The 20,007-nt window shown below is 41.3% G+C and carries 17 protein-coding genes; 9 read left to right on the top strand and 8 right to left on the bottom strand.

Going from position 1 to position 20,007, the window contains the following annotated elements:
- The first annotated feature begins 16 nt into the window (after nucleotides 1-16).
- The 4 genes from AC3KVK_RS17840 (at nucleotide 17) to AC3KVK_RS17825 (ending at nucleotide 2,521) form a co-directional block, all read left to right on the top strand.
- Nucleotides 17-1,183: a lipase family protein gene (locus AC3KVK_RS17840; protein ID WP_490310302.1), complete on the top strand. Its 1,167-nt coding sequence runs from the start codon at nucleotides 17-19 to the stop codon at nucleotides 1,181-1,183.
- A gap of 97 nt (nucleotides 1,184-1,280) precedes the next feature.
- Nucleotides 1,281-1,565 carry a hypothetical protein gene (locus tag AC3KVK_RS17835; RefSeq protein WP_490310303.1) on the top strand — a complete coding sequence of 95 codons (285 nt, stop codon included), beginning with the start codon at nucleotides 1,281-1,283 and terminating at the stop codon, nucleotides 1,563-1,565.
- A 97-nt stretch (nucleotides 1,566-1,662) separates the two neighbouring features.
- On the top strand, nucleotides 1,663-2,055 hold the full coding sequence (locus AC3KVK_RS17830) for a SpoIIAA family protein (RefSeq protein ID WP_490310304.1): 393 nt from the start codon (nucleotides 1,663-1,665) through the stop codon (nucleotides 2,053-2,055).
- Between the two features lie 121 nt (nucleotides 2,056-2,176).
- Entirely contained in the window at nucleotides 2,177-2,521 is a 345-nt protein-coding gene (locus AC3KVK_RS17825) for a PEGA domain-containing protein (protein ID WP_490310305.1), read from the top strand.
- Between the two features lie 148 nt (nucleotides 2,522-2,669).
- On the opposite strand, the gene maiA is transcribed toward AC3KVK_RS17825, so the two are convergent.
- The 3 genes from maiA to AC3KVK_RS17810 all read right to left on the bottom strand — a co-directional run bounded on the left by maiA (nucleotide 2,670) and on the right by AC3KVK_RS17810 (nucleotide 6,368).
- Nucleotides 2,670-3,299, bottom strand: a complete 630-nt coding sequence (gene maiA, locus AC3KVK_RS17820; RefSeq protein WP_490310306.1) for a maleylacetoacetate isomerase — start codon at nucleotides 3,297-3,299, stop codon at nucleotides 2,670-2,672.
- A 9-nt stretch (nucleotides 3,300-3,308) separates the two neighbouring features.
- Nucleotides 3,309-4,604: a homogentisate 1,2-dioxygenase gene (hmgA, locus tag AC3KVK_RS17815; protein ID WP_490310307.1), complete on the bottom strand. Its 1,296-nt coding sequence runs from the start codon at nucleotides 4,602-4,604 to the stop codon at nucleotides 3,309-3,311.
- A 129-nt stretch (nucleotides 4,605-4,733) separates the two neighbouring features.
- The gene (locus AC3KVK_RS17810; RefSeq protein WP_490310308.1) at nucleotides 4,734-6,368 is read right to left on the bottom strand and encodes a methyl-accepting chemotaxis protein; all 1,635 of its coding nucleotides are present in this window, start codon (nucleotides 6,366-6,368) and stop codon (nucleotides 4,734-4,736) included.
- A gap of 285 nt (nucleotides 6,369-6,653) precedes the next feature.
- Between AC3KVK_RS17810 and AC3KVK_RS17805 the strand changes: the two genes are divergently transcribed.
- Nucleotides 6,654-7,109 (top strand): MarR family winged helix-turn-helix transcriptional regulator, encoded by a 456-nt coding sequence (locus tag AC3KVK_RS17805; RefSeq protein WP_490310309.1) that lies wholly within the window; start codon nucleotides 6,654-6,656, stop codon nucleotides 7,107-7,109.
- A gap of 98 nt (nucleotides 7,110-7,207) precedes the next feature.
- Here AC3KVK_RS17805 and AC3KVK_RS17800 read toward each other — a convergent pair whose 3' ends face one another.
- Nucleotides 7,208-10,330, bottom strand: a complete 3,123-nt coding sequence (locus AC3KVK_RS17800; protein WP_490310310.1) for a TonB-dependent receptor — start codon at nucleotides 10,328-10,330, stop codon at nucleotides 7,208-7,210.
- Between the two features lie 45 nt (nucleotides 10,331-10,375).
- Nucleotides 10,376-11,248, bottom strand: a complete 873-nt coding sequence (locus AC3KVK_RS17795; protein WP_490310311.1) for a S1/P1 nuclease — start codon at nucleotides 11,246-11,248, stop codon at nucleotides 10,376-10,378.
- 348 nt (nucleotides 11,249-11,596) lie between these two features.
- Between AC3KVK_RS17795 and AC3KVK_RS17790 the strand changes: the two genes are divergently transcribed.
- Together AC3KVK_RS17790 and AC3KVK_RS17785 are read left to right on the top strand one after the other, a co-directional pair.
- Complete coding sequence (locus AC3KVK_RS17790) at nucleotides 11,597-12,349, top strand: type 2 periplasmic-binding domain-containing protein (RefSeq protein WP_490310312.1); 753 nt, start codon at nucleotides 11,597-11,599, stop codon at nucleotides 12,347-12,349.
- Nucleotides 12,339-13,277, top strand: coding sequence for a hypothetical protein (locus AC3KVK_RS17785; protein ID WP_490310313.1), 939 nt, complete (start codon nucleotides 12,339-12,341; stop codon nucleotides 13,275-13,277). The genes AC3KVK_RS17790 and AC3KVK_RS17785 overlap by 11 nt, the downstream gene beginning before the upstream one ends.
- Before the next feature lie 42 nt (nucleotides 13,278-13,319).
- Here the strand turns inward: AC3KVK_RS17785 and ushA are convergent, their stop codons facing one another.
- Both ushA and AC3KVK_RS17775 read right to left on the bottom strand, forming a co-directional pair.
- Nucleotides 13,320-14,987, bottom strand: a complete 1,668-nt coding sequence (gene ushA / locus AC3KVK_RS17780) for a bifunctional UDP-sugar hydrolase/5'-nucleotidase UshA (RefSeq protein ID WP_490310314.1) — start codon at nucleotides 14,985-14,987, stop codon at nucleotides 13,320-13,322.
- 140 nt (nucleotides 14,988-15,127) lie between these two features.
- Nucleotides 15,128-15,304: a hypothetical protein gene (locus tag AC3KVK_RS17775; RefSeq protein ID WP_490310315.1), complete on the bottom strand. Its 177-nt coding sequence runs from the start codon at nucleotides 15,302-15,304 to the stop codon at nucleotides 15,128-15,130.
- A 230-nt stretch (nucleotides 15,305-15,534) separates the two neighbouring features.
- Here AC3KVK_RS17775 and AC3KVK_RS17770 point away from each other — a divergent pair, with 230 nt between their 5' ends.
- Nucleotides 15,535-16,296, top strand: a complete 762-nt coding sequence (locus AC3KVK_RS17770; protein WP_490310316.1) for a peptidylprolyl isomerase — start codon at nucleotides 15,535-15,537, stop codon at nucleotides 16,294-16,296.
- Between the two features lie 48 nt (nucleotides 16,297-16,344).
- Here AC3KVK_RS17770 and AC3KVK_RS17765 read toward each other — a convergent pair whose 3' ends face one another.
- Nucleotides 16,345-16,767 carry an MAPEG family protein gene (locus AC3KVK_RS17765; protein WP_490310317.1) on the bottom strand — a complete coding sequence of 141 codons (423 nt, stop codon included), beginning with the start codon at nucleotides 16,765-16,767 and terminating at the stop codon, nucleotides 16,345-16,347.
- A gap of 189 nt (nucleotides 16,768-16,956) precedes the next feature.
- Here AC3KVK_RS17765 and AC3KVK_RS17760 point away from each other — a divergent pair, with 189 nt between their 5' ends.
- Complete coding sequence (locus AC3KVK_RS17760; RefSeq protein WP_490310318.1) at nucleotides 16,957-19,833, top strand: insulinase family protein; 2,877 nt, start codon at nucleotides 16,957-16,959, stop codon at nucleotides 19,831-19,833.
- Nucleotides 19,834-20,007 lie beyond the last annotated feature (174 nt).

The raw sequence follows: 20,007 nt of genomic DNA, 5'->3' as shown, positions 1-20,007 counted from the left end.
AATTAAAAGGATGTATATGAACACACTAACACCAACACAAGCAGTTCAACTGGCTGAATTAGCCTATAGAGCAAAAGATATCAAAAGTACCAGTTTACTTAATCGAACGCTTCACCCTTCGCTACGTGGTAATTTTGATTTCTCTGTTAATTCGAGTTCTGTTCAAGGAGTTTCTGGTGGTTTCTTTTCCCACTTATTTGGTTTGAGTACTGGTTTTGGTTTAGTCGGGCATGGCGAAGGTAATTATAAGGGAGATTCCGTAATTGCTATACGCGGTACAGCCTCATTACGTGATGGCTTAACTGATGCCCACTTCGGTCTAAGTGGCGGGGTTACTGGTAAAATGGTCCATGCTGGCTTTAATAAAACGTTTTATAGCATGAAGCCAGCTTTACAGGAGTTTGTAACGGCAAATATAAGAGATAAGATGACAGGTTGTGTCCATATTGTTGGTCATAGTTTAGGGGGAGCGTTAGCTTCATTGTCAGCCGATTGGATAAAAGCGGAATATTCTTTACCAGTGCAGCTTTATACATTTGGTTCACCTCGGGTGGGGTTAGAAGGGTTTGCCAGATCCGCAACCTCAAGAATCGATAAAATTTATCGTTGTACGCATGGTGCAGATCCTGTGACTAAAGTGCCACTGTGGCCATTTACGCATGCGCCATTTAACGGGCAAGAAATTCGTTTAGATAACGGTGAAGGCCTGAAAGGGGCAGCTCATAAGATGGAAGGAACACCTGGTTATGTCAATACCGCAAATAGTAGTGACTGGGGGAGCTTAACTGTTCAAGCAAATCACTTTTTAGGTACGCCCGTTCGGTTGAATTTCGAAGATAGGAATCAAGCGACTTTCAGCGCTCATTGGTCTGATAAATTAAGCGCAGCACTTATTACGTTGTTAAAAGATGCTGGTTATTATAGTGCCGTTGTTGCGCAAGCTGCTGTGGGTACCGGATTAACGTTCTATGATATGTTAGCGCGTACACTTGATAAAATAGCAAAAGCGTCGGCTTCGTTTGCGTCACAAACATTAGGTTTACTCGGGCATATGCTTGTATTCGCAGGCAAAGTAGTGACAACAATTGCAGAGCTTTCATTTAGCTTTATCCGTTGGGTGTTTGACTCTACACTTGGCGCGGTTTACAGGGCAGCTAAAGAAGGGCTGAGTGGTTTAGATTAATATCAGTGCTTTACGTTTAGTTTGTCGAGAGCTCACGATAAAATCAACTTTTGCCGTGAGCGTTATACCACATCTGGATACACATGGAACAATTCATATGCAAAATGAAGATCGTACTCAATTAATCGATTTACTGACAACTATGTTAGAGGATGAAAACCTAATCAATGAGCAATGGCCACTAGTTTTAACTTTGTTGAAACTGGTTAATGAAACAGTTCCTCAAGGTTTCGAAGGTACTGTAGCTTTGTTTAATAATCACTTTAATCGAGTTGAACAGCTTAAAACCCCTAGCATTAAGCAATTTGAAATCGAATCAGGCTTAATTAAAATGAAAATGTATTTTAAACGCCTTGATGCATTAGCTGGTGATTTGTGTTAGTCGGTCAAGTCAACATTTATTAATGATTAGTTATATTTTTTAAATTCAGATTACTCAACTATCTTTTAAAGACTCGTTTCTTTAAGGTGAGTAACCAATGAAGATTAATAATCATTGTTTAACAGTTGGTGTAAAACGTAATTCAGAACGTTTTTTATTAAGTTTTAAAGCTGTTGGAACGTTAACTTGTAGCGATTATGAATTAATCAGTCCTATGCTTTGTTCGCTTTTCCCGCACGCTAATAAAGCGCAGTTCGATGTTCTCCTCGATATCACGCTATTTGATGGTTGGACAGCTACTGCCGCTTGGCATGATTTCGTCGTTGGAGTTCGCCATCGGGCTCAATTCCACAAAGTTGCAATTTATGGTAGTGCAGACTGGCAGCGTATTCTAAGCCAGGCAGGCAATTGGTTTTTAGAAGCCGAAGTTCAATTTTTTGAAAAGCGGGTATTAGCACAGCAGTGGATTGAGCAAGCCGCCAAAACCTAAAATATATTTTCTTTTCTTCTATATATTAGGTATTTAGTATTTTTAATAAATGCTTTAGACTAACTACTCATTTATTTGTGAAAAACTCACAAGGAAGATTATTTTTTATTAGGAGTAATAAATGAAATATCTATTTTCTTTAGCTTTGTTCTTACTTTTGTTGGGTTGTCAAACAACTCAAGAAGAAACGATCGAGGTAACTAAAGTTGAAGCGGTATCAATTTTTAACGAAAATATTATCGCCGATAACGAGATTAAATTAACGGTAGTTTCGAACCCGCAAAACGCTCGCATCAGGATTATGAATATCAAACCTAAATACCAAGACGGCATAATTTTGAAAAAAGGCTCTTATGATATTGAAGTTACAAGCCCTGGTCATGAAACATACAGAAAATGGGTGCAGCTGTCTGAAGCAACGACACTTAATGTTAATTTATCAAAACAGGATGTAACTAATTTATAAGACTTGACTGATTTGATGAAAATGCAAAATGATTGATAAGTAGAAGTTTAAGACGATAAAAAGAATGAATAATTTGTCTGTAACATAGTATTTAAAGGGTTGCTTATTTCAGCAACCCTTTTTGTAACATCTGAAATATAGATTAGTCCTACTGAGCGTCGATTTGGTTTTCGGGTGCGGCGTCAATAAAGGCTGGTAAGGTATTACAGTGCTGATAAATGGCTTCAATTTTTGGAAATTGCGTCATATCGACTTTAAAGCGGTGCGCATTAAATACTTGTGGCACTAAACATAAATCTGCAAGGGTAGGTGCGTCACCAAAACAAAATGGCCCAGTGCCAAGCATGGTTTCAATTTTAGCAAAACCCACTTCTATCCAATGACGGTACCAAGTATTTTTAGTGTCGTCGTTTGCACCGAGTTCGCTGCTTAAATACTTTAATACCCGTAGATTATCAATAGGGTGAATATCACACGCGATGGCATAACACAGATTACGGACTTGCGCTTTTTGCCACGGATCGGCAGGTAGCAATGACGGCGTATTGGGCTGAGTTTCTTCAAGCCACTCTAAAATCGCCAACGATTGCGCCAGCACACCTTGTTCAGTTTCGATCGCCGGCAATAATCCTTGTGGGTTTTTTCCGAGATATTGGTCAGCTTGCTGCTCTGATTTGAGTAAATTAACCGGTATTAACTCATGATCAATATCCTTTAAATTTAACGCAATACGTACGCGATATGCTGCAGATGAGCGAAAATAGCTGTAAAGTTTCATGTCTAACCCTTATGCCTGACCAGTGAATTTCTTTTCGATTTTTTGCCAGCACTTGGCGTAATCTTTTTGTAAGTGGTCGCCTTCAAGTGCGAATTTAGTTGGCGAAATAACATAACGCGATTCGAACATAAAGGCCATGGTGTTTTCGTAACGTTGTGGTTTAAGCTCAGCATTGGAGGCTTTTTCAAATACATCGGCTTCTGGGCCATGAGGCGACATGCAGTTATGTAAACTCATGCCTCCTGGTACAAATCCTTTTTCTTTGGCATCGTAAACCCCTTCAATTAAGCCCATGAATTCACTCATGATATTACGGTGATAATACGGTGGTCTAAAGGTGTTTTCTGCCACCATCCAGCGCGGTGGAAACACAACAAAGTCTAGGTTTGCTACGCCAGGCGTACCCGATGGTGAGGTCAATACGGTAAAAATAGACGGATCAGGATGATCAAAACTGACTGTGTTCATGGTACAAAAACGGCTTAAATCGTATTTGTAAGGGGCGCTGTTTCCTGTCCACGCAACCACATCAAGCGGTGAGTGGCCAATATCACAACGGAATAAATTGCCATTAAATTTAGCTACCAGTTCAAACTCACCTTCAATATCTTCAAATGACGCAACTGGGTATTGGAAGTCTCGATCATTGGCATAGCCATTGGCACCGACAGGACCTCGTTCTGCTAAAACATACGGGTTGCCGTAGTTTTCACAAATATAACCACGGGCGGTGTCATCGAGTAGTTCGACTTTGAATTTAATTCCCCGTGGGATCACGGCAATTTCACCCGGTTTAATCGCCAGCTTGCCACATTCTGTATGCAGCACCAGCGCACCAAGCTGAGGCACGAACAGCAGTTCGCCATCGGCATTGTAAAAGTAGCGCCCCTGCATCGATTGATTGGCTACATAAACATGAATACCCACTCCTGCCTGACCTTGGGCACTGCCGTTGGCAGCCATGGTTTTTAAACCATCGATGAAGTCTGTTTTTTCGCTTGGAATAGCAACCGGATCCCAACGGAACATGGTCGGCGGTGTGATGGCTTCAGTGATTGGGGCGGTGCGAATTAAGCCGTTATCGATGGCCTGATAATCGCCTTGGATCACAGAAGGGCGAATACGATAAAACCAATTACGGCGATTATCAGCACGTGGTGCAGTAAAGGCAGTGACATTAAACTGTTCAGCATATAAATCGTATTTTACTTTTTGTGGACTAAACTGGCCAACAGGCAGGGCACCAGGTAAGGCTTCTGTTTCGAATTCGTTACCAAATCCGGTCATATAATTGAGTTCTGTCATGCTATGGCTCATCTGTGAGTGTCAAGATGATTTGAATATACTCTCACGTGAGAGTATATTCAAGGCTGACCAGCAACATTTTTTAATTATCCAATCTGCACTTTATATAAATGAATACCTTTCAAGTACTTAGACTTTGAACTCATTGACTAACTGACTGAGCTTATGTGACATTTCACTCAGCTCGATGCTTGCTTCTTGAGTATGAGCCGCGCCTGCTTCGGTCTGCTTTGCGATGGTGGCAATCAGTAGCATCTCATTGGCGATATCAGAAATTGCGAGCGTTTGTTGTGTGCTCGCGGTTGCAATGTCGGTGTTGATATTACTCATTTCGCGTACCGCCCGATCGATGTGTTGCAGGGTGACTTCTCCTTGTTCACTAATGGCAATCCCGGTTAACGCCGCTTTTTGGCTGTGATCCATTTGAGTGACCATATTACTAACACCGGCTTGTAATTGACTAATAATGGTTTGAATATCATCGGTTGATTGTTGAGTACGCATGGCCAAAGAGCGCACTTCATCTGCGACAACGGCAAACCCGCGGCCCTGCTCGCCAGCTCTTGCCGCTTCAATTGCGGCATTGAGCGCCAGCAAGTTAGTTTGGTCTGCCACTTGTTTGATAACGTTGAGCACTTCACCAATTTGTTCTGAAGAATTTTGAAGTTTGACAACAGTTTGCTGTGCTTGGCCTACAGTGTCGGCGACTTGACGAATAGCTGTAACATTGTCATTGAGTTGCGTTAAGCCATCTTGTGTCAGTTTGGCGCTGTGTTGGGCATTATTGAGCGCGCAGTGAGTTTGGTCTAACACCTGTTTGGCTGAGTTATCTAAGTCTGCAATTTTCTTTGAAATAGCTTCTGTGCCATGATTTTGTTCAATGATACCTGTCTGAATTTGACTAGTGATACAGGCTAATTCTTCAGCTTGAGACGCTAATGAGTGGGTATTACCGGTTATGGTATGCAGCACAGAGCGAAAATGTTGTGTCATGGCATTAAAAGCTTTGGCCATCATAGTGAGCTCATCTTTACCTGCTGTTTTGAGTGCGATGGTGAGATCTTTTTGTTCTTCAATGAGCGTCATAGTTTGGGTCAGTTTATTGAGTGGTTTGATAATATTGCGTGCGATTAAATTAGACACCACTACCAATAAAAAGATGTATAACATTGCCTCTATGAGGATGGAGATCACACTGTTATTAAATTGTTCTTCCACATCAGCGTAATAAATCCCTGTGCCTATCGCCCATCCCCAATGGTTGAGCTTGTAAATAAATGAGGACTTGCGCTCTTGTTCATTTGAGCCAGGCTTTGGCCATTGATAACTGACAAAGCCTTCGCCTTGTTGGTTAGCGATATTTACAAATTGACGAAATGCTTGAGAGATAAAGGGTTTGTGATGATTGACCATCGATTGCTCATTGAGTGCGGGTTTGATTGGGTGAGTGATCATCTTGCCAGTCTCATCAAACAGGAAAAAATAACCCGAGTCGCCATAACGCGTTTGGTTGAGTAAATCGCGAACTTTTTGTTGCTTCTCTATTACTGTTTTATCGTATTGTCGGGCAATCGCATTGATTTGCGAGGTGAGGGCAGTAATTAAGTATTGGGCTTTTTGCTGGCGCTCATACATAATACTGTCTTTGAGTTTGAAGGCGGCAGAGAGTTGCGTGCCAATGATAATCAGGCAAGCCAGTATAACACTTAACCTTAGTTTGGTAGGGATCAGCAATTTGCCCAGAAGGTGATTAATTTTTATCATATTTTATGTTACTACACGTTACTGACATCGCTGTCATTTTTTCGATGGTGGGCATAGTACCGATCTTGATTGTTAAATAAAGTAAAAGTTGTGCAATAAAAGGGATAATAACAGACTGAATTGCTCTATCTTATTGATAATAACTCTCATTAATATCATTTTGAGAATGTAAACAGTTGTAAAAACGAGCGTTTTGGAATCGTTGTGATTAGTTACAAGTAAAGGGTTTGGCAATGGCGTTGGCAAATGCTACTGTCGCTCAATAAAAAATGAAGAACGGCGTCCATGAGTCCAATGAACACTGAAACCTTAGACTTACAGTCTTTTTTACCTTACCGCTTAAGCCAATTAACCAGTCACGTTAGTGAAACATTCGCTAAGGTGTATCAACAACAATACCAACTCAGTATTCCCGAATGGCGCATTTTAGTTAATTTAGCCCAGCGACCTGCCAGTAACGCGAAAGAGCTTGGAGAGTGTGCGGCAATGGATAAATCGACGGTATCGCGCACGCTTAAAATCTTGCAAGAAAAAGAGTATGTGATTAAACAACCCGACAGCACCGATAAGCGCGCCAGTGTGTTAAGTCTCAGTGAACAAGGTTTGGTACTGTATCAAGAGTTAGTGCCATTAGCCAAAGCTTGGGAAAGCAGCCTATTAGCCGCGCTCACGTCACAGCAATATCAAGAGTTAATGAATACCATTGCTACGCTTGAGCAACGATTAACTATTTTGAAATAAACACTTACCATACTGGTAAACTGATTAAAAGTATGTGCTCCAATAAAAAAAGACCTAAGCATGCTTAGGTCTTTTGCTATTTAAATTGCGTATTTAAATTAGAATGTGTAGTTCACACCAATGCGCATTTGCCATAATGAACCTGAGTTCTTCACGTCTTGCTGAGCATTGTTTTTGTTAAATCGTGTGTAAACAAACTGATTGTCATCGTTCACAGTGCTTCTGATCATACGATTACCAACGAATGCGCCTTCTTTTAACACACCCCAGTCGTCGTTTAACAAGTTACCGACGTTTTTAATGGTGAAGTATGCTTGACCTTTGTGACCGTCCATAAAGCCAGGAATGTCTTGCGAAATACGTACATCAAACTTCACCCACCAATCTGCATTTTGGCTGTTACGATCAAGTGTTTGACCACGTGTTAGGCCTTCTGATTCAATCCATGCATTCATGTCGTTGATTTCATCTTGGCTCATATTGTAAACCACTTTAGGATCATCAACTAGCGGGATGTACACTAACTGACGGCTACCATTCCAGTTGTCATCACCGAAGTTACGGTCACTTCCTTCATACGTATACGAATACGGGCGACCTTCACTTGCTTGACCTAATAAGTTAAAGCGAGTGTTGTAGCCATCGAAGAACTCATGTTTGTAACCAAGTTGGAAAGTAAAACGATGTGGTACTTCGTAATTTGAAGTCGCAAGACCTGGGTTACCAGGGTTCGTGGCTGCTAAATTACCGTAGTTTGAACCTGACGTAGAGCTTGTCATAGGGTTCACGTCTTCAGCACTGGTGAAAGCGTAAGATGCTGTAAAGTTAATGCCGTTCTCGTATTCTTTGCTTAATGCAGCAGAAAGAACCGTAGATTGACCGTCATCACCTTTCACATTCGATAAAATGTATTCACCTGAACGGCCATCTTTACGTTGATAAAGCGGACGACCATCAGGGCCAACATTACCAGAATCTTCAAGGCCGATATCATACACAATAGCACTGTCTTGCTTTTGCGAGTGTAATAAATCTAAGGTAATAATGTAGTTATCTTCAGTGAAGTAGGTACCACCAATCGCGTATTTCCACTCAGAAGGAATTTCGAATCCGTAGTCAATAGCATTTACTGAACCATCACCACCACCAATTGGTGTATTGGCGATTTCATCGTACATTGCTTGCGGCACTTCATAGATAGGTAAACCACCGCCTACCATAGGAGTATTGAATAAATCTACACCACGTTCTTGAAGACCAATTTGTGTCGCACCGTCGTTAGAGTAGGCATTAGATACCCAAACATTCGGGTTACCACCAGAATACAGACCAAAACCACCACGTACTTCTAAGTTTTCAGCTGCTTGCCAGTTGAAACCAAAACGCGGTTGTAATAGATCAATGCCATCCATATTTTTTTGGTTATCGAAGCCGTAACGCTGTTCGAATTTAGCATTGTAGTTTGGCTTGTCATCGCTGGTGAATTTGTCATAACGAAGACCAAAAGTCACACTTAAATCATAATCCATGAAGTTGTATTCATCTTGAAGATAAAAAGTGTGTTGTGCAAAACCAAAGTTTGCCGCTACGTCATCTGGATTGTTTGTGCCAGCAGAGTTGTTGTAATAAACGCGAGCAGCTTGGCCGGCTTCAAAATCGTCGATTGAATCAAAACGGAATTCACCTTGTGTGTGTTGCATAAACAAGTTGAATACGTTGACTTCTTCAAACTCATAACCACCAGTGATTTCGTGCTCACCTAAGTAGTACGTACCGGCAATTTTGAACGTAGTGGTGTCATAATCTAAGTCGTTTGATTGACGCGAGTCATCAGGACCTAAGAAGACTGTTTGGCCGTTGTGGCTAATTTGCACTTCACCAAAGCTGCTGGCTGCATCGAGTGATTCTTGACGCATATCGACGTCAGACTTACCAATGCGTACTTCAGTTGAGAAGTTATCTGTCCAGTCTGAATACACAGAACCGACGACAGACGTGAATTCAACACCACGCTCAAAGAAGTGGCTGTCGAGTGTCACGGCCCAATCGTCTGACTGATTTAATTTAAAACCATCGTTGTAGTTATATACAAGATTTGCACGGTGATCGTCATTGATGTTCCAATCTAGTTTTACAAGTAGTTTTTGGTCATCAACTGGCATGCTTGTTGGTGTTGTACCGGCATCGTAGTTGTATTTGTCTTGTGCGATTTGTACGATACGCGCTAAATCAGCCGTCGAAACAGAGTCATCGGCTGTGTTACCTAGTTTAGGGTAATCGAATAATTCAACGCCCGATAACTCTTCATAAGCAACAAAAACGAATAGTTTATCTTCAATAAGCGGTGCGCCTACTGAGAAGCCATAGCGTTTTTCAGAGAAGTCACCTTGTGGGATGTCTTTACCTTCAATTTTGTCGCCCGTCATTGAGTCATTTGTGTAATCGAAGAAAACACGACCGTGTACTTCATTAGTACCAGACTTAGTTACAGCGTTGAAGTTACACGATGTGAAACCACCATAGTTTACGTCAAACGGGGCAAGTTCAACCGCAACTTGGTCAATAGCATCGTAAGAGAAAGGAGTACGTACAGTTGGATAACCGTTGTCGTTTAGACCGAAGTTATCGTTCATGCGCACGCCGTCAAGCGTTAAGCTGTTAAAACGTGGGTTACCACCACCACACTGGATAGCGTCATCGCCACGGCTTTCATCGATGAAAATACGCGGATCGGCACGAACGATGTCTTTTAAGTCACGGTTGATAGCCGGTGCGTTTTCTAATTGCTCTAAACCGAAGTTCGCAGAAGGGCCTGTGCCACCTGCAAATGAGCTGATAGGGCGACCAGTAACAACAATTTGCTCGATATCTGATTTCGCATTCAACGCTACGTTTACAGGGTAAGTGTTACCAAGTGTTAGGTAGACATCTTCTAACATTGTATCTTCAAATTTATCTGAATCTACGATGACTTGATATGGACCGCCAACACGTAAGCCTTTTGCGCTGAATAGACCTGATTCGTTAACCACTGCATTTTTGGTTGAACCTGATGGTACGTGAATAATAGTAATTTTAGTACCTGCTGCAGGGTTGCCGTTAGGGCCAGTGATTTGACCTTTCATTGCAGAAGCCGTGTCATTCGCCATGGCTGCGCCACTTACACCTAAACAGGCGGTAACAGCAAGTGTTAGCGCCTTTTTGCGTAGTTGAGTTTTCATCTAGTAGTTTCCCGTGTAACTATAGTTTTAAAAGTTAGCTTTATATTAATTATTAACTTCAGTGTGTTGGTTCGTGCCTAAAGCATTCACCAAAGGTATTGCAGCTGGGTCAAATATGGCATTTAACACACCTGCTAATCTAATGCCGCCTTGTAATAAGCGGGTTTTCATGGTGTTACTTTGCTCATAAACATAACTGTATGAGAAGTCACCATCATCAATCTCGTATAATTTCTGGGCAATGTGAAATGACTCAATGACCCAATCTTTTGGCTCGCTGGCTAAATACTCAGCAATCAGCTCTTTGTTATTGGTATCAATAAAGTACGCAAATTCAGAAAACGATAAGTTTTCGCCTTCGACTAAATCTCTATCCCATAAACGATGCAAATTGGTGTCTTTACCAAAGTACTGCACTTTAATCTTGTTACCACCATGGTCATGTTTGCGACCAACGTGCATCGGCTGGTGGATGTCTCCTACTAAGTGCGTTAAAAAGCGAAAGTAAAAACGCTTTTTATCCAGCGTTGTTTCTTCACTTTTAAGCACCGCAATGCTTTTTAGAATCGCTGCGTATGCATCAGTCACTTCGCCTTTATGGGCGGTAATACGATACTGTTTTGGCTTAAACTCAGACACGCTGCTCATGTTAATATAATGCCATTTTCCCGATTCTTTTTTCCAAAATGTATCGGGGTTAGAGCGCATTTCATCCGCCCAAGTGGTGACTTCTGGCAACTTGTCACCTTCAAGTAAATGTCGAATAGCCATTTTTGTGGTATCAGTGAGGTGGTTTTCTGCAATTTGCCCCACAACACGATGACCATTTTGCGCCCAAGCATGTGATTTGCTCACCATACTGAAGGTTAAAAATGTCGAAATTATGACAGTCGCGGTTATTTTTATTGTGCTTTTCATGCGCTCATTTATCAAAGTGTTAAGTATTTGTGTGAGGTAAATTGTCCTTATTTGAAATTAAATAGAAAGGACTCAATAACATTCATAATTACTTGTTAATAAACCTTTTAAAACAAAAGTTTAATTGTTACTGGTAAAATTACCTATTGCTATAAGTAAGAATAATTGTTCAAATGGCAATAGGTTTTTATTAAGTTGGTCAAACCAGTGCGCTTTTATCGTTTTTCAATCTCAAAAATTACAATTGTTACATTTTTGTTTCTATCAATAATAAGTGTTTTTTTTATTTCTGCACGGTTAAATAGCGAGAAGATTAATCCGATCCCTGTGCTGCTCAATGTGTCAACTGTGTGTAAGGTCCAAGCGGCAGGTATAAAAGATACGTTGGTGGTGTATGTGCCCTCTGAAGACTTAGCGCACCAAATAGCAGATAAGCTGTGTTTAAACGATGTCGTCGGGCGTCAGTTTGGTGAGGTTGAAGTGTTTTGGGGCTATAAGCTCAGTGATTCGATTGAGTTTTTAGGCAAAGGCTTTGCTGATTTAATCTTAGCGAAAGAAAACATAGTCGAAGCTTTTATGGTTGAATCGACCTATAACTATCAGGCTGTACTTGGCTATCCAAGTTATCGGGCTTTTTTTATCTCACTGAAAGAAAAACCGAGACTGGATAAAGCCTACTTTCTAGATAAACGGATTGGCTTGCTTGAATACCCGACCAGTCGATCAGGCCATATTTTACCCAAAGCACAGTTAAAAAAGCTTGATTTAAATATAGAGAATTTAGACGTACGTTATGCCAACTCTCACGATGCACTACGCATACTTCTGGCCTCGGGGGAGGTAGACTTGATTTCATCGTATTGGAAAGAAGATGATCAAGAACGTTTTTCCCAAAACTATGTCACGCCCATTAGCGATAATATCAGCGGCAGTAAATGGTATTTAAAAATGGAGCAACGAAATACTGATTTATACTGTGCAGTGCAAAAAACACTGCTGAGTTTGGCACAGCAGCAGATGTCGAGTTATTTCCATCAAGCGCAGAAGTATTCTATCTGCAGTGAAAATGGGTCAATGATGGAGAGCCAAAATGAACAATAACACGAAGTTTACTCTCGCTTTTTTATTTTTTTACCTGCCTTTACAATTGAGTTATAGCGCAGGGGTAGCCTGGGATTATCAGCAACGTAAGCAATCGGCAGTAGAGCAAGTTAAAAATCGCATTGCCTTGGATCTGCCGAGGCTGTCTTTACCCAATGAGCGGTTGCATATTATGGGAAACCCTGAGGCTACCGAGGCCTATTTAACTCAACTAAATGATTATCTTCGCGAACATCGTTTTCCTCTGAGTGTGACGCAATTACAAAAAGTGACAGGCAACGTTGCGAGTCAATCGATGACTGACCCCCATCAATTTGATTTAGTGACCCCTGATAACCATGTCGTCGGCATGGTAGTGTTTGAACCCATTCGCCTTCGCGCACATTTCTCATTGTGGCCACTATTGCTGGCAGGAGTATTAATATGGTTGAGTCGACACCATATTGTTCGTTGGCGTGCGCCAGAGCAAGAAAACCCGGTAGTAAACGAGCCTGTTGTCCCTTTGGTGTTACAGCTTAACTTAAAAGATAAAACCATCGTCAACAGTTTGACCGAGCAAGCTGTGCCGCTGGCCAATAAACCTCTGTGTTTTTATATTGCTCTACTTGAATACTGTTTGAATAATAAAGACGTAACGCTTAACCAAAACAAAGATGTGCCTATAGAGTTAGTTGAGCTCGCTAATAAATATTTCTATCGTTTGGTTGAACTTGGGCACACTGTTAGGAAGCGTCCTAACTTTACCAATAGTTTAGAAAAAACGTTGAGTGAGATTAGGGCGGCATTAGATGAAGTCTTAGCTGAGCACCCTGAAGAAAAAGAGTTATATTACCCACCGAAAGCTCATGGTGAAGGCTCTCGTTCTAAGTTACACCATTATGGTTTAAATAAAGTGATACAAGAACATTTTGAAATAATTGGGCGCTAAACGTGTTACTAAAAAAAAGGGGCAGTATGCCCCTTGATTCTGCTACAGGTATTGTATCTCGCCCTGTGGTGCGTAATCTGCGGCATTAACATGTTGATGTTTGATGAAAAAGTGTTTTAACACTTCGGCATCGGTTGTGTCTGTAGCAACAAAACCAGGATGTTGCTTTAAGCTTGGGTAGCCATCTCCACCTGCCGCGTTGTAGCTATTAATACTAAAACGATACGTTTTATTCAGATCAAGTGGCTGGCCTTGAATGCGGATGTTCTGCGCTTTGCCTTGTACCAGAGTCAGCTCGACACCATAAAATTGGCAATATGCACCAGAATCTGGCGGGAAACTGGCAATAGTGCTTAAGTATTCGGCCACTTCATCACCTTTCATATCAACATAGGCAATGCGGTTTTTAAATGGGTGAACAGAAAGAATATCTTTGTAGTTGACTTCGCCTGGTTTGATTGAACTTCTAATTCCGCCACCGCTAATGATGCCGAAATCACCTTTTACCCGCTCCATTTGTGCTGCAGCAATTAATCGGCCTAGATTGGTTTGTTCAAAGCGGGCGAATTGACGCTCACCCTCTAGACGGCCGGTGAGTGTTGCAACAGCCACTGACAGTTGTTTGTCGCCCTTATCCTGATAAGGCTGTAAGAAAGCCAGCATGTCGGGGTCTTTTGCAATTTCTGCTTGAGCGAGCCCTTTGCTCGTTGAGCCATCGGCATTGACTTTTTCTCGCTGCATATTCACAGGGATCAACTCATAGCTGACCAGCGTTAGTTGCTCATTTTGGTATTCAAACTCAGCCTTACCAACATATTTTCCCCACTCATGTGCTTGCACGATCCAAGTGCCATTTTGTTGATCGGGCTGGCAAGCATCACCTGGCTGAAAATTTACTTTTGCAACATTGGCAGCCTCCATACAAATGGGTTCTTGTGAATGGCCACCGACAATAATGTCGAGCATCCCTGTAGGTAACGAACGAGCTAACGTCACATCACCTGGCGCATTAATACCATGGTTGGCATCAATATAATGACCCATGTGCGTCACCGCTATGGTGATATCTGGTTGGGTCGTCTGGGCAAGTTTATTTAATACATTGGCTGTTACTGAGCTTGGCTCTGCAAATTCAAGGTGGCCAATAAATTCTGGGTTACCAATTTTTGAGGTATCGGTGGTGGTTAAGCCGACTACAGCGATGGTCAGCCCTTGTTTGTTAAACACTTGATAGGGCTGAAAAGCATGCTTGCCTGTTGCTTTTTCAAATATATTCGCTGATAAAAATGGGAAATTAGACCACGCTTGTTGCTTGGCAAGTACTTCGAGTGAGTTATCAAATTCATGATTCCCGAGGGCCATGGCATCATAACCAAGTAAAGACATGCCTTTAAAATCTGGCTCAGCAAATTGCATATCAGATTCGGGCACGCCGGTATTAATGTCGCCGCCGGATAGTAATAACACTGCATGGCCTTGTTGTTCGGCTTGTGTTCTTAATTGTTCGATTAAGGTTTTACGGGCGGCCATGCCGTATTCCCCGTCTTCGTTGTGCCAAAAGCGACCATGGTTATCGTTAGTATGTAAAAGAGTAAAACGTTTGACTGGCTTCGAGGCGACATTTGTCGTTAATCCAGAGTCATTGGCACAGCTTACTAAGCCAAGCAGTGATGCTGTAAATACAAATAAAGGCAGGCGAGTGTGTAACATAGTAAAACCTATTGTTATTAAAAACGACTATTCGGTATATCAAACCAAGTAGCTTTACGTTGCTAATAACAATGTTACTGTAGTTTGTATGTGTATGTTATGACACGAGGGTGAAATAGCTTTACTTGAAAAAAGTAAATTTACTCAATACTTTCGCTGTGTGTTTTAAGTACTCGATGGCGGCGAGCTAACTCATGTTTTGCAAGTGATGCATGTTTATGCTGATTGGCCACCATCCAGTTTAAAAATGAAACGGGTAATTGGCTGTATTGTTGGCCTTTGTGTAAACCAAACTCACAAATGGGTGTTGTTGTCATTATTTGCCCTTGTTCGTGTTATTTTTGAGCTAACTAAAGCCTAAACAATGCTCATTAAGAAATAAAGGGCCGACATAAATTGTTTGTTCTGTTACGTAAAGGTTAAGTTACATCAATAAAATGAAACATTGTTTTGTTATTAAGTGTAATCACGCTAGTTATTTTGGGGCTAAGTCGGTATTCTGCAAAAAAACAACGATAACTTTTTTGATTTAGGGACCGATTTGACGATGCGTTTTACTCAAACTTTACTTGCGACTGCGTTGATAACTGGGGCTTTGTACAGTACAACAGCCGAGGCTACTTTAGTAGAACTCAATACCAACCAAGGGAATATAAAGCTTCATTTATTTGATGAAACTACACCAGCAACAGTGGCCAACTTTCTCAGCTATGCCGAAAAGGGCAGTTATGATGAGACGGTGATCCATCGCGCGATTAAGGGGTTTGTAATGCAAGGTGGTGGTTTCATTTTTGATGATAAACTCCCCTTATCATCCGTTGCGACTGATCCTGCTGTTATCAATGAGCCTAAGCATTCGAACGTTAAAGGCACCATTGCAATGGCTAAACAAGCGAATAACCCGGATAGCGCGACTAACCAATGGTTTATCAATTTAGCCAATAACTCAGCTAATTTGGATGTACAAAATGGTGGTTTCACCGTGTTTGGACAAGTTGTGTCAGCTGATATGGCTGTTGTGGAGGGCATCATGAACCTCACAATTTGTAAAGAAGCACCATTAATTAACTACACGAGTGCGCAATGCAATGACAATGTTGATATTGCAGGCGAAAATTTTGTTAAAGTGATGAGTGTTACTGTACTGGATGATGATCCTGCTAGCGCAACGAATGCAGGCATTACGCCTCTTGAAAATACCTTGATTAAAGCAGAGCCCGCTAAACCGAGTCAATCTTCCGGGTCGGGCAGCTTTGGCATGTGGTTGTTTGGCGTCTTAGGTTTAGTCGCACTGCGTCGATTTAAATAAGTGATTGTCAGCAGAGCGAGTGCGCTCTGCTGATTTTATATATAAGTACTAGTGCAGCATTAATTGCACCGCCATGCCTATCCACCACACAAGTAATACGACTGCACCCACTACAAAACTCTTATAGCGTTTTAGCACATCATTTTGCCCTAAATGGATGACACTGTGGATAATCCGGCTGATGACAAATAAGCTTGCGCATGCCACTGTAAACCATCCGGTTAAATTTAATTGCAAGCACATCAAAGCGGCTACATAAAATAAAACGGGTAATTCAAACTGCGTTAAAAAGTTTCGCCCAGCAGCAATGACTGGTTCAGGAGCACTTTCGAGGGACATGGTTTTGAATGCGCTCATCTCAATTTGTTTGTTTTTTGCGGCCGCAAATCGACGTCTTCCCATGATGATCATCACCACAAGAGTCAGTAATACTTGTATTAGCACCGCTAGAAATAACCATTTTTCCATCATTTATCTCGCTTTTTATTGTTATTAAAAAATGTAAACTCGCCCATAGTACAGTCTTTAGCCATTTCAAGCTAAATTTTAATCGCTATTCACAAACTGTTACAAACAAGCAAAATAAACCGTAGGCAAAGGTGTGCTCCTTTTTTATGATGACCGCATACATGTAATACTCTCATTATTCAGGAACTCCACATGAAAAAAGTGCTCACTCTTAGCGCCATTGCATTTGCTGTTTTAGCAGGATGTAGCTCCACCACCACACAAGTGTCTCCAACAGCGACATTAGTACCCGATACCTTGGTCGTGAGCCCCAATGATAAGCGAGCATATCAAACACTGAAATTAGCAAACGATATTGAAATTGTTTTGGTATCCGATCCATCAGTTGAAAAATCAGCGGCGGCCCTGAGTGTTGGGGTCGGTTTATTACATGATCCGATGACACAACAAGGCATGGCTCATTACCTTGAGCACATGCTGTTTTTAGGCACTGAGCGTTACCCAGATACCAAAGAGTATTCTGAGTTTATGACTAAAAACGGGGGCGCGCATAATGCGTACACCTGGCTTGATATCACGAACTATATGTTTAAAGTTAACAACGATGCTTATGACAATGCGTTAGATCGTTTCGCTGATTTTTTCAAAGCGCCCAAACTGTACCCGGAATACACAGATAAAGAAAAAAATGCAGTGAATGCAGAGTGGTCAATGCGCCGCGAAATGGACTTTTTTGGTCAATTTAAGCTGAGCCGAAATTTGATGGGTGACCATCCGGCTAATCGTTTTTTAATTGGTAACTTAGAAACCTTAGGTGATAAAGAAAATAGCAGCTTGCACCAAGAAACTGTCGATTTTTATAATCAATATTATTCATCGAATATCATGAAAGTGGCGATGATTTCTAATTTACCACTTGCAGAAATGGCAGAGCTTGCGAAAAAACACTTTGCAACAATTGAAAATAAACACATAGAAAAACCCACAGTCACACACTCTCTCGACTTAAGCAAAGTGGCCGGTAAACGTGTTTATTACAAGCCTAATGAAGATGTTAAACAGCTGAAACTTGATTTTACCATCGAAAATAATCAAGCCGATTACGCCGTTAAACCAAACCGTTTTATCGCTTATTTATTGAGTTCAGAAATGCCGGGGACACCTGCGCAAATTTTGCGTGATAAAGGCTGGGTGTCACAATTAACCGCCAGTGCAGCCCCTGATATGTATGGTAACTACGGAAGTTTATCCATTGATTTGGAGTTAACCGATCTGGGCATGACCAATCGCGATGACATTGTGGCGATTGTGATGCAATACATTGAATTAATTCGTACGCAGGGCATTGATGATAAATATTTTGATGAAATTCGCACATCGTTAAATAATCAATTCACCTTCTTAGAAAAAGGTGATGAGTTCGGTTATGTCTCGAACTTAGCAGACAGCATGCAAAAGTATCCGCTGAATAATGTGATCAATGCTGGGTATTATTATGCCAAGTTTGATGCACAAGCGGTGACAAATGTCTTAAACCAACTCACACCCGCAGCCTTAAAAATCTGGTACATCAGTCAACAAGAGCAAACTGATAGCCAGCTACATTTTTATGATGGTCAATACCGCTTAGCTGACTTAACAGCCGATGAGGTAGCGTCATGGCAACAACCAAGTAAAGTCGTAATGAATTTACCGGCCGTCAATCGTATGCTGCCAGAAAACTTTGCGATTAAAACCTCACCTGGTGCTGCGACTACGCCAGAAGTCGTGTTTGACCAAGCAGGCGTGAAAATCTGGCAAGTGGCCAGTGAGCAGTTTGCGCATCAACCAAAAGGATTGCTTAAAGTCTATCTCAACAGTGATTTAGCCGAATCTGGGCCTAAAGCACAGGTGCTGTATTCTATTTGGGCTGATTTATACAATTTGCAGCAAAGCGCACTCAGTACAGAAGCCAGCATTGCTGGGATGAACCTTGGTGTGTCGGCATCAAATGGCTTAACCTTAACTATTAATGGTTTTACTGATAAGCAAAGTGAGCTGCTTACCCAAGGGCTAGCTGCGTTAGACTTGTCCGTTGATCAGCAAGGTTTTGCACAAGCGATTGACCGTTTCAGTCGTGATTTAGCAAATCAAGGTAAACAATTTCCATTTTACCAAGCATTTAATGAGTTTAATAACTTAGTATCGAACAACAGTTACTCGAACGAGACGTTGATCCAAACAGCACAAAGTTTAACAGTGGCTGATTTAGAGGCATTCATCTCAGCAACTTTTGCTCGTAACCAGATCCGCAGCTTTGTGTTTGGAAATTATGATCAACAAGATGTCAGCCTGATTGCAAAGCAGTTACAAGCGTTGATCCCAGCTGAGCATCAGGTATCGACTTATAGTCGTGATAAAGCCTGGCTGCCACAAAAAGGTGAAGTGTTTGTTATGAAAAAAGACATCGATGTTGCTGACGTAGCGATTGTTGATGTTGTGTTTCACCCTGAAGCGGGATACAAACAAAAAGCTCGAGCAAGTATTTTGCAAAGTCATTTCCGTACCGTAGCTTTTGATAAATTACGTACCGAAGAGCAGCTTGCTTATGCGGTCGGTGGCTTTGCTCGCCCAGTTGATGAGTTTGCAGGTTTAGGTTTGTATATTCAAACGCCAGTCAAAGGACCGAAGGAAATGCAGGCGCGTTTTGATGCGTTCAAAACGCAGTATGTAGCAGAGCTCAATAAAGTAACTCAAGAAACGTTTGAGCAACTTAAAAATGCAACGTTGGTTGGACTAAAAGAACAACCGAAAAACCTTGGCGATGAGCTATCGCCTTTATTAGGTGATTGGTATCGTGAAAACTTTGATTTTAATAGTCGTGCTCAATTGATTGCTGAAGTTGAAAAAGTCACGTTAGATGACATCAAAACTTTCTACAGTGAAACAATGGGTAACAGTGAAGCGGCACGTATTAATGTACAAATGCGTGGCACTAAATTTAAAGACGCCGACTTTGCAACGATTAAAAATGCGGTAGAAATAACTGAATTATCTGAACTAAAACAACACATGAAATATCAGCAATAAACTATGCTGGGCTGTATGTTGCAGCATGATTTGTTTATTAAAGATAACGTGGCTTAAAGGTCGCGTTGTCTTTTTTTTCAGCGACATTTTTTATTATGTTAAATTGCTACAAATTTAACTTTTTCTGGGTGTAAAACAACAAAAAATATTCATATTCAAGCCGCGGTATTTTCG

This window comes from Pseudoalteromonas sp. J2K-J979, assembly GCF_058169715.2.
The sequence above is the reverse complement of the archived record's forward strand: the minus strand, read 5'-3'. Positions and strand labels throughout refer to the sequence as shown.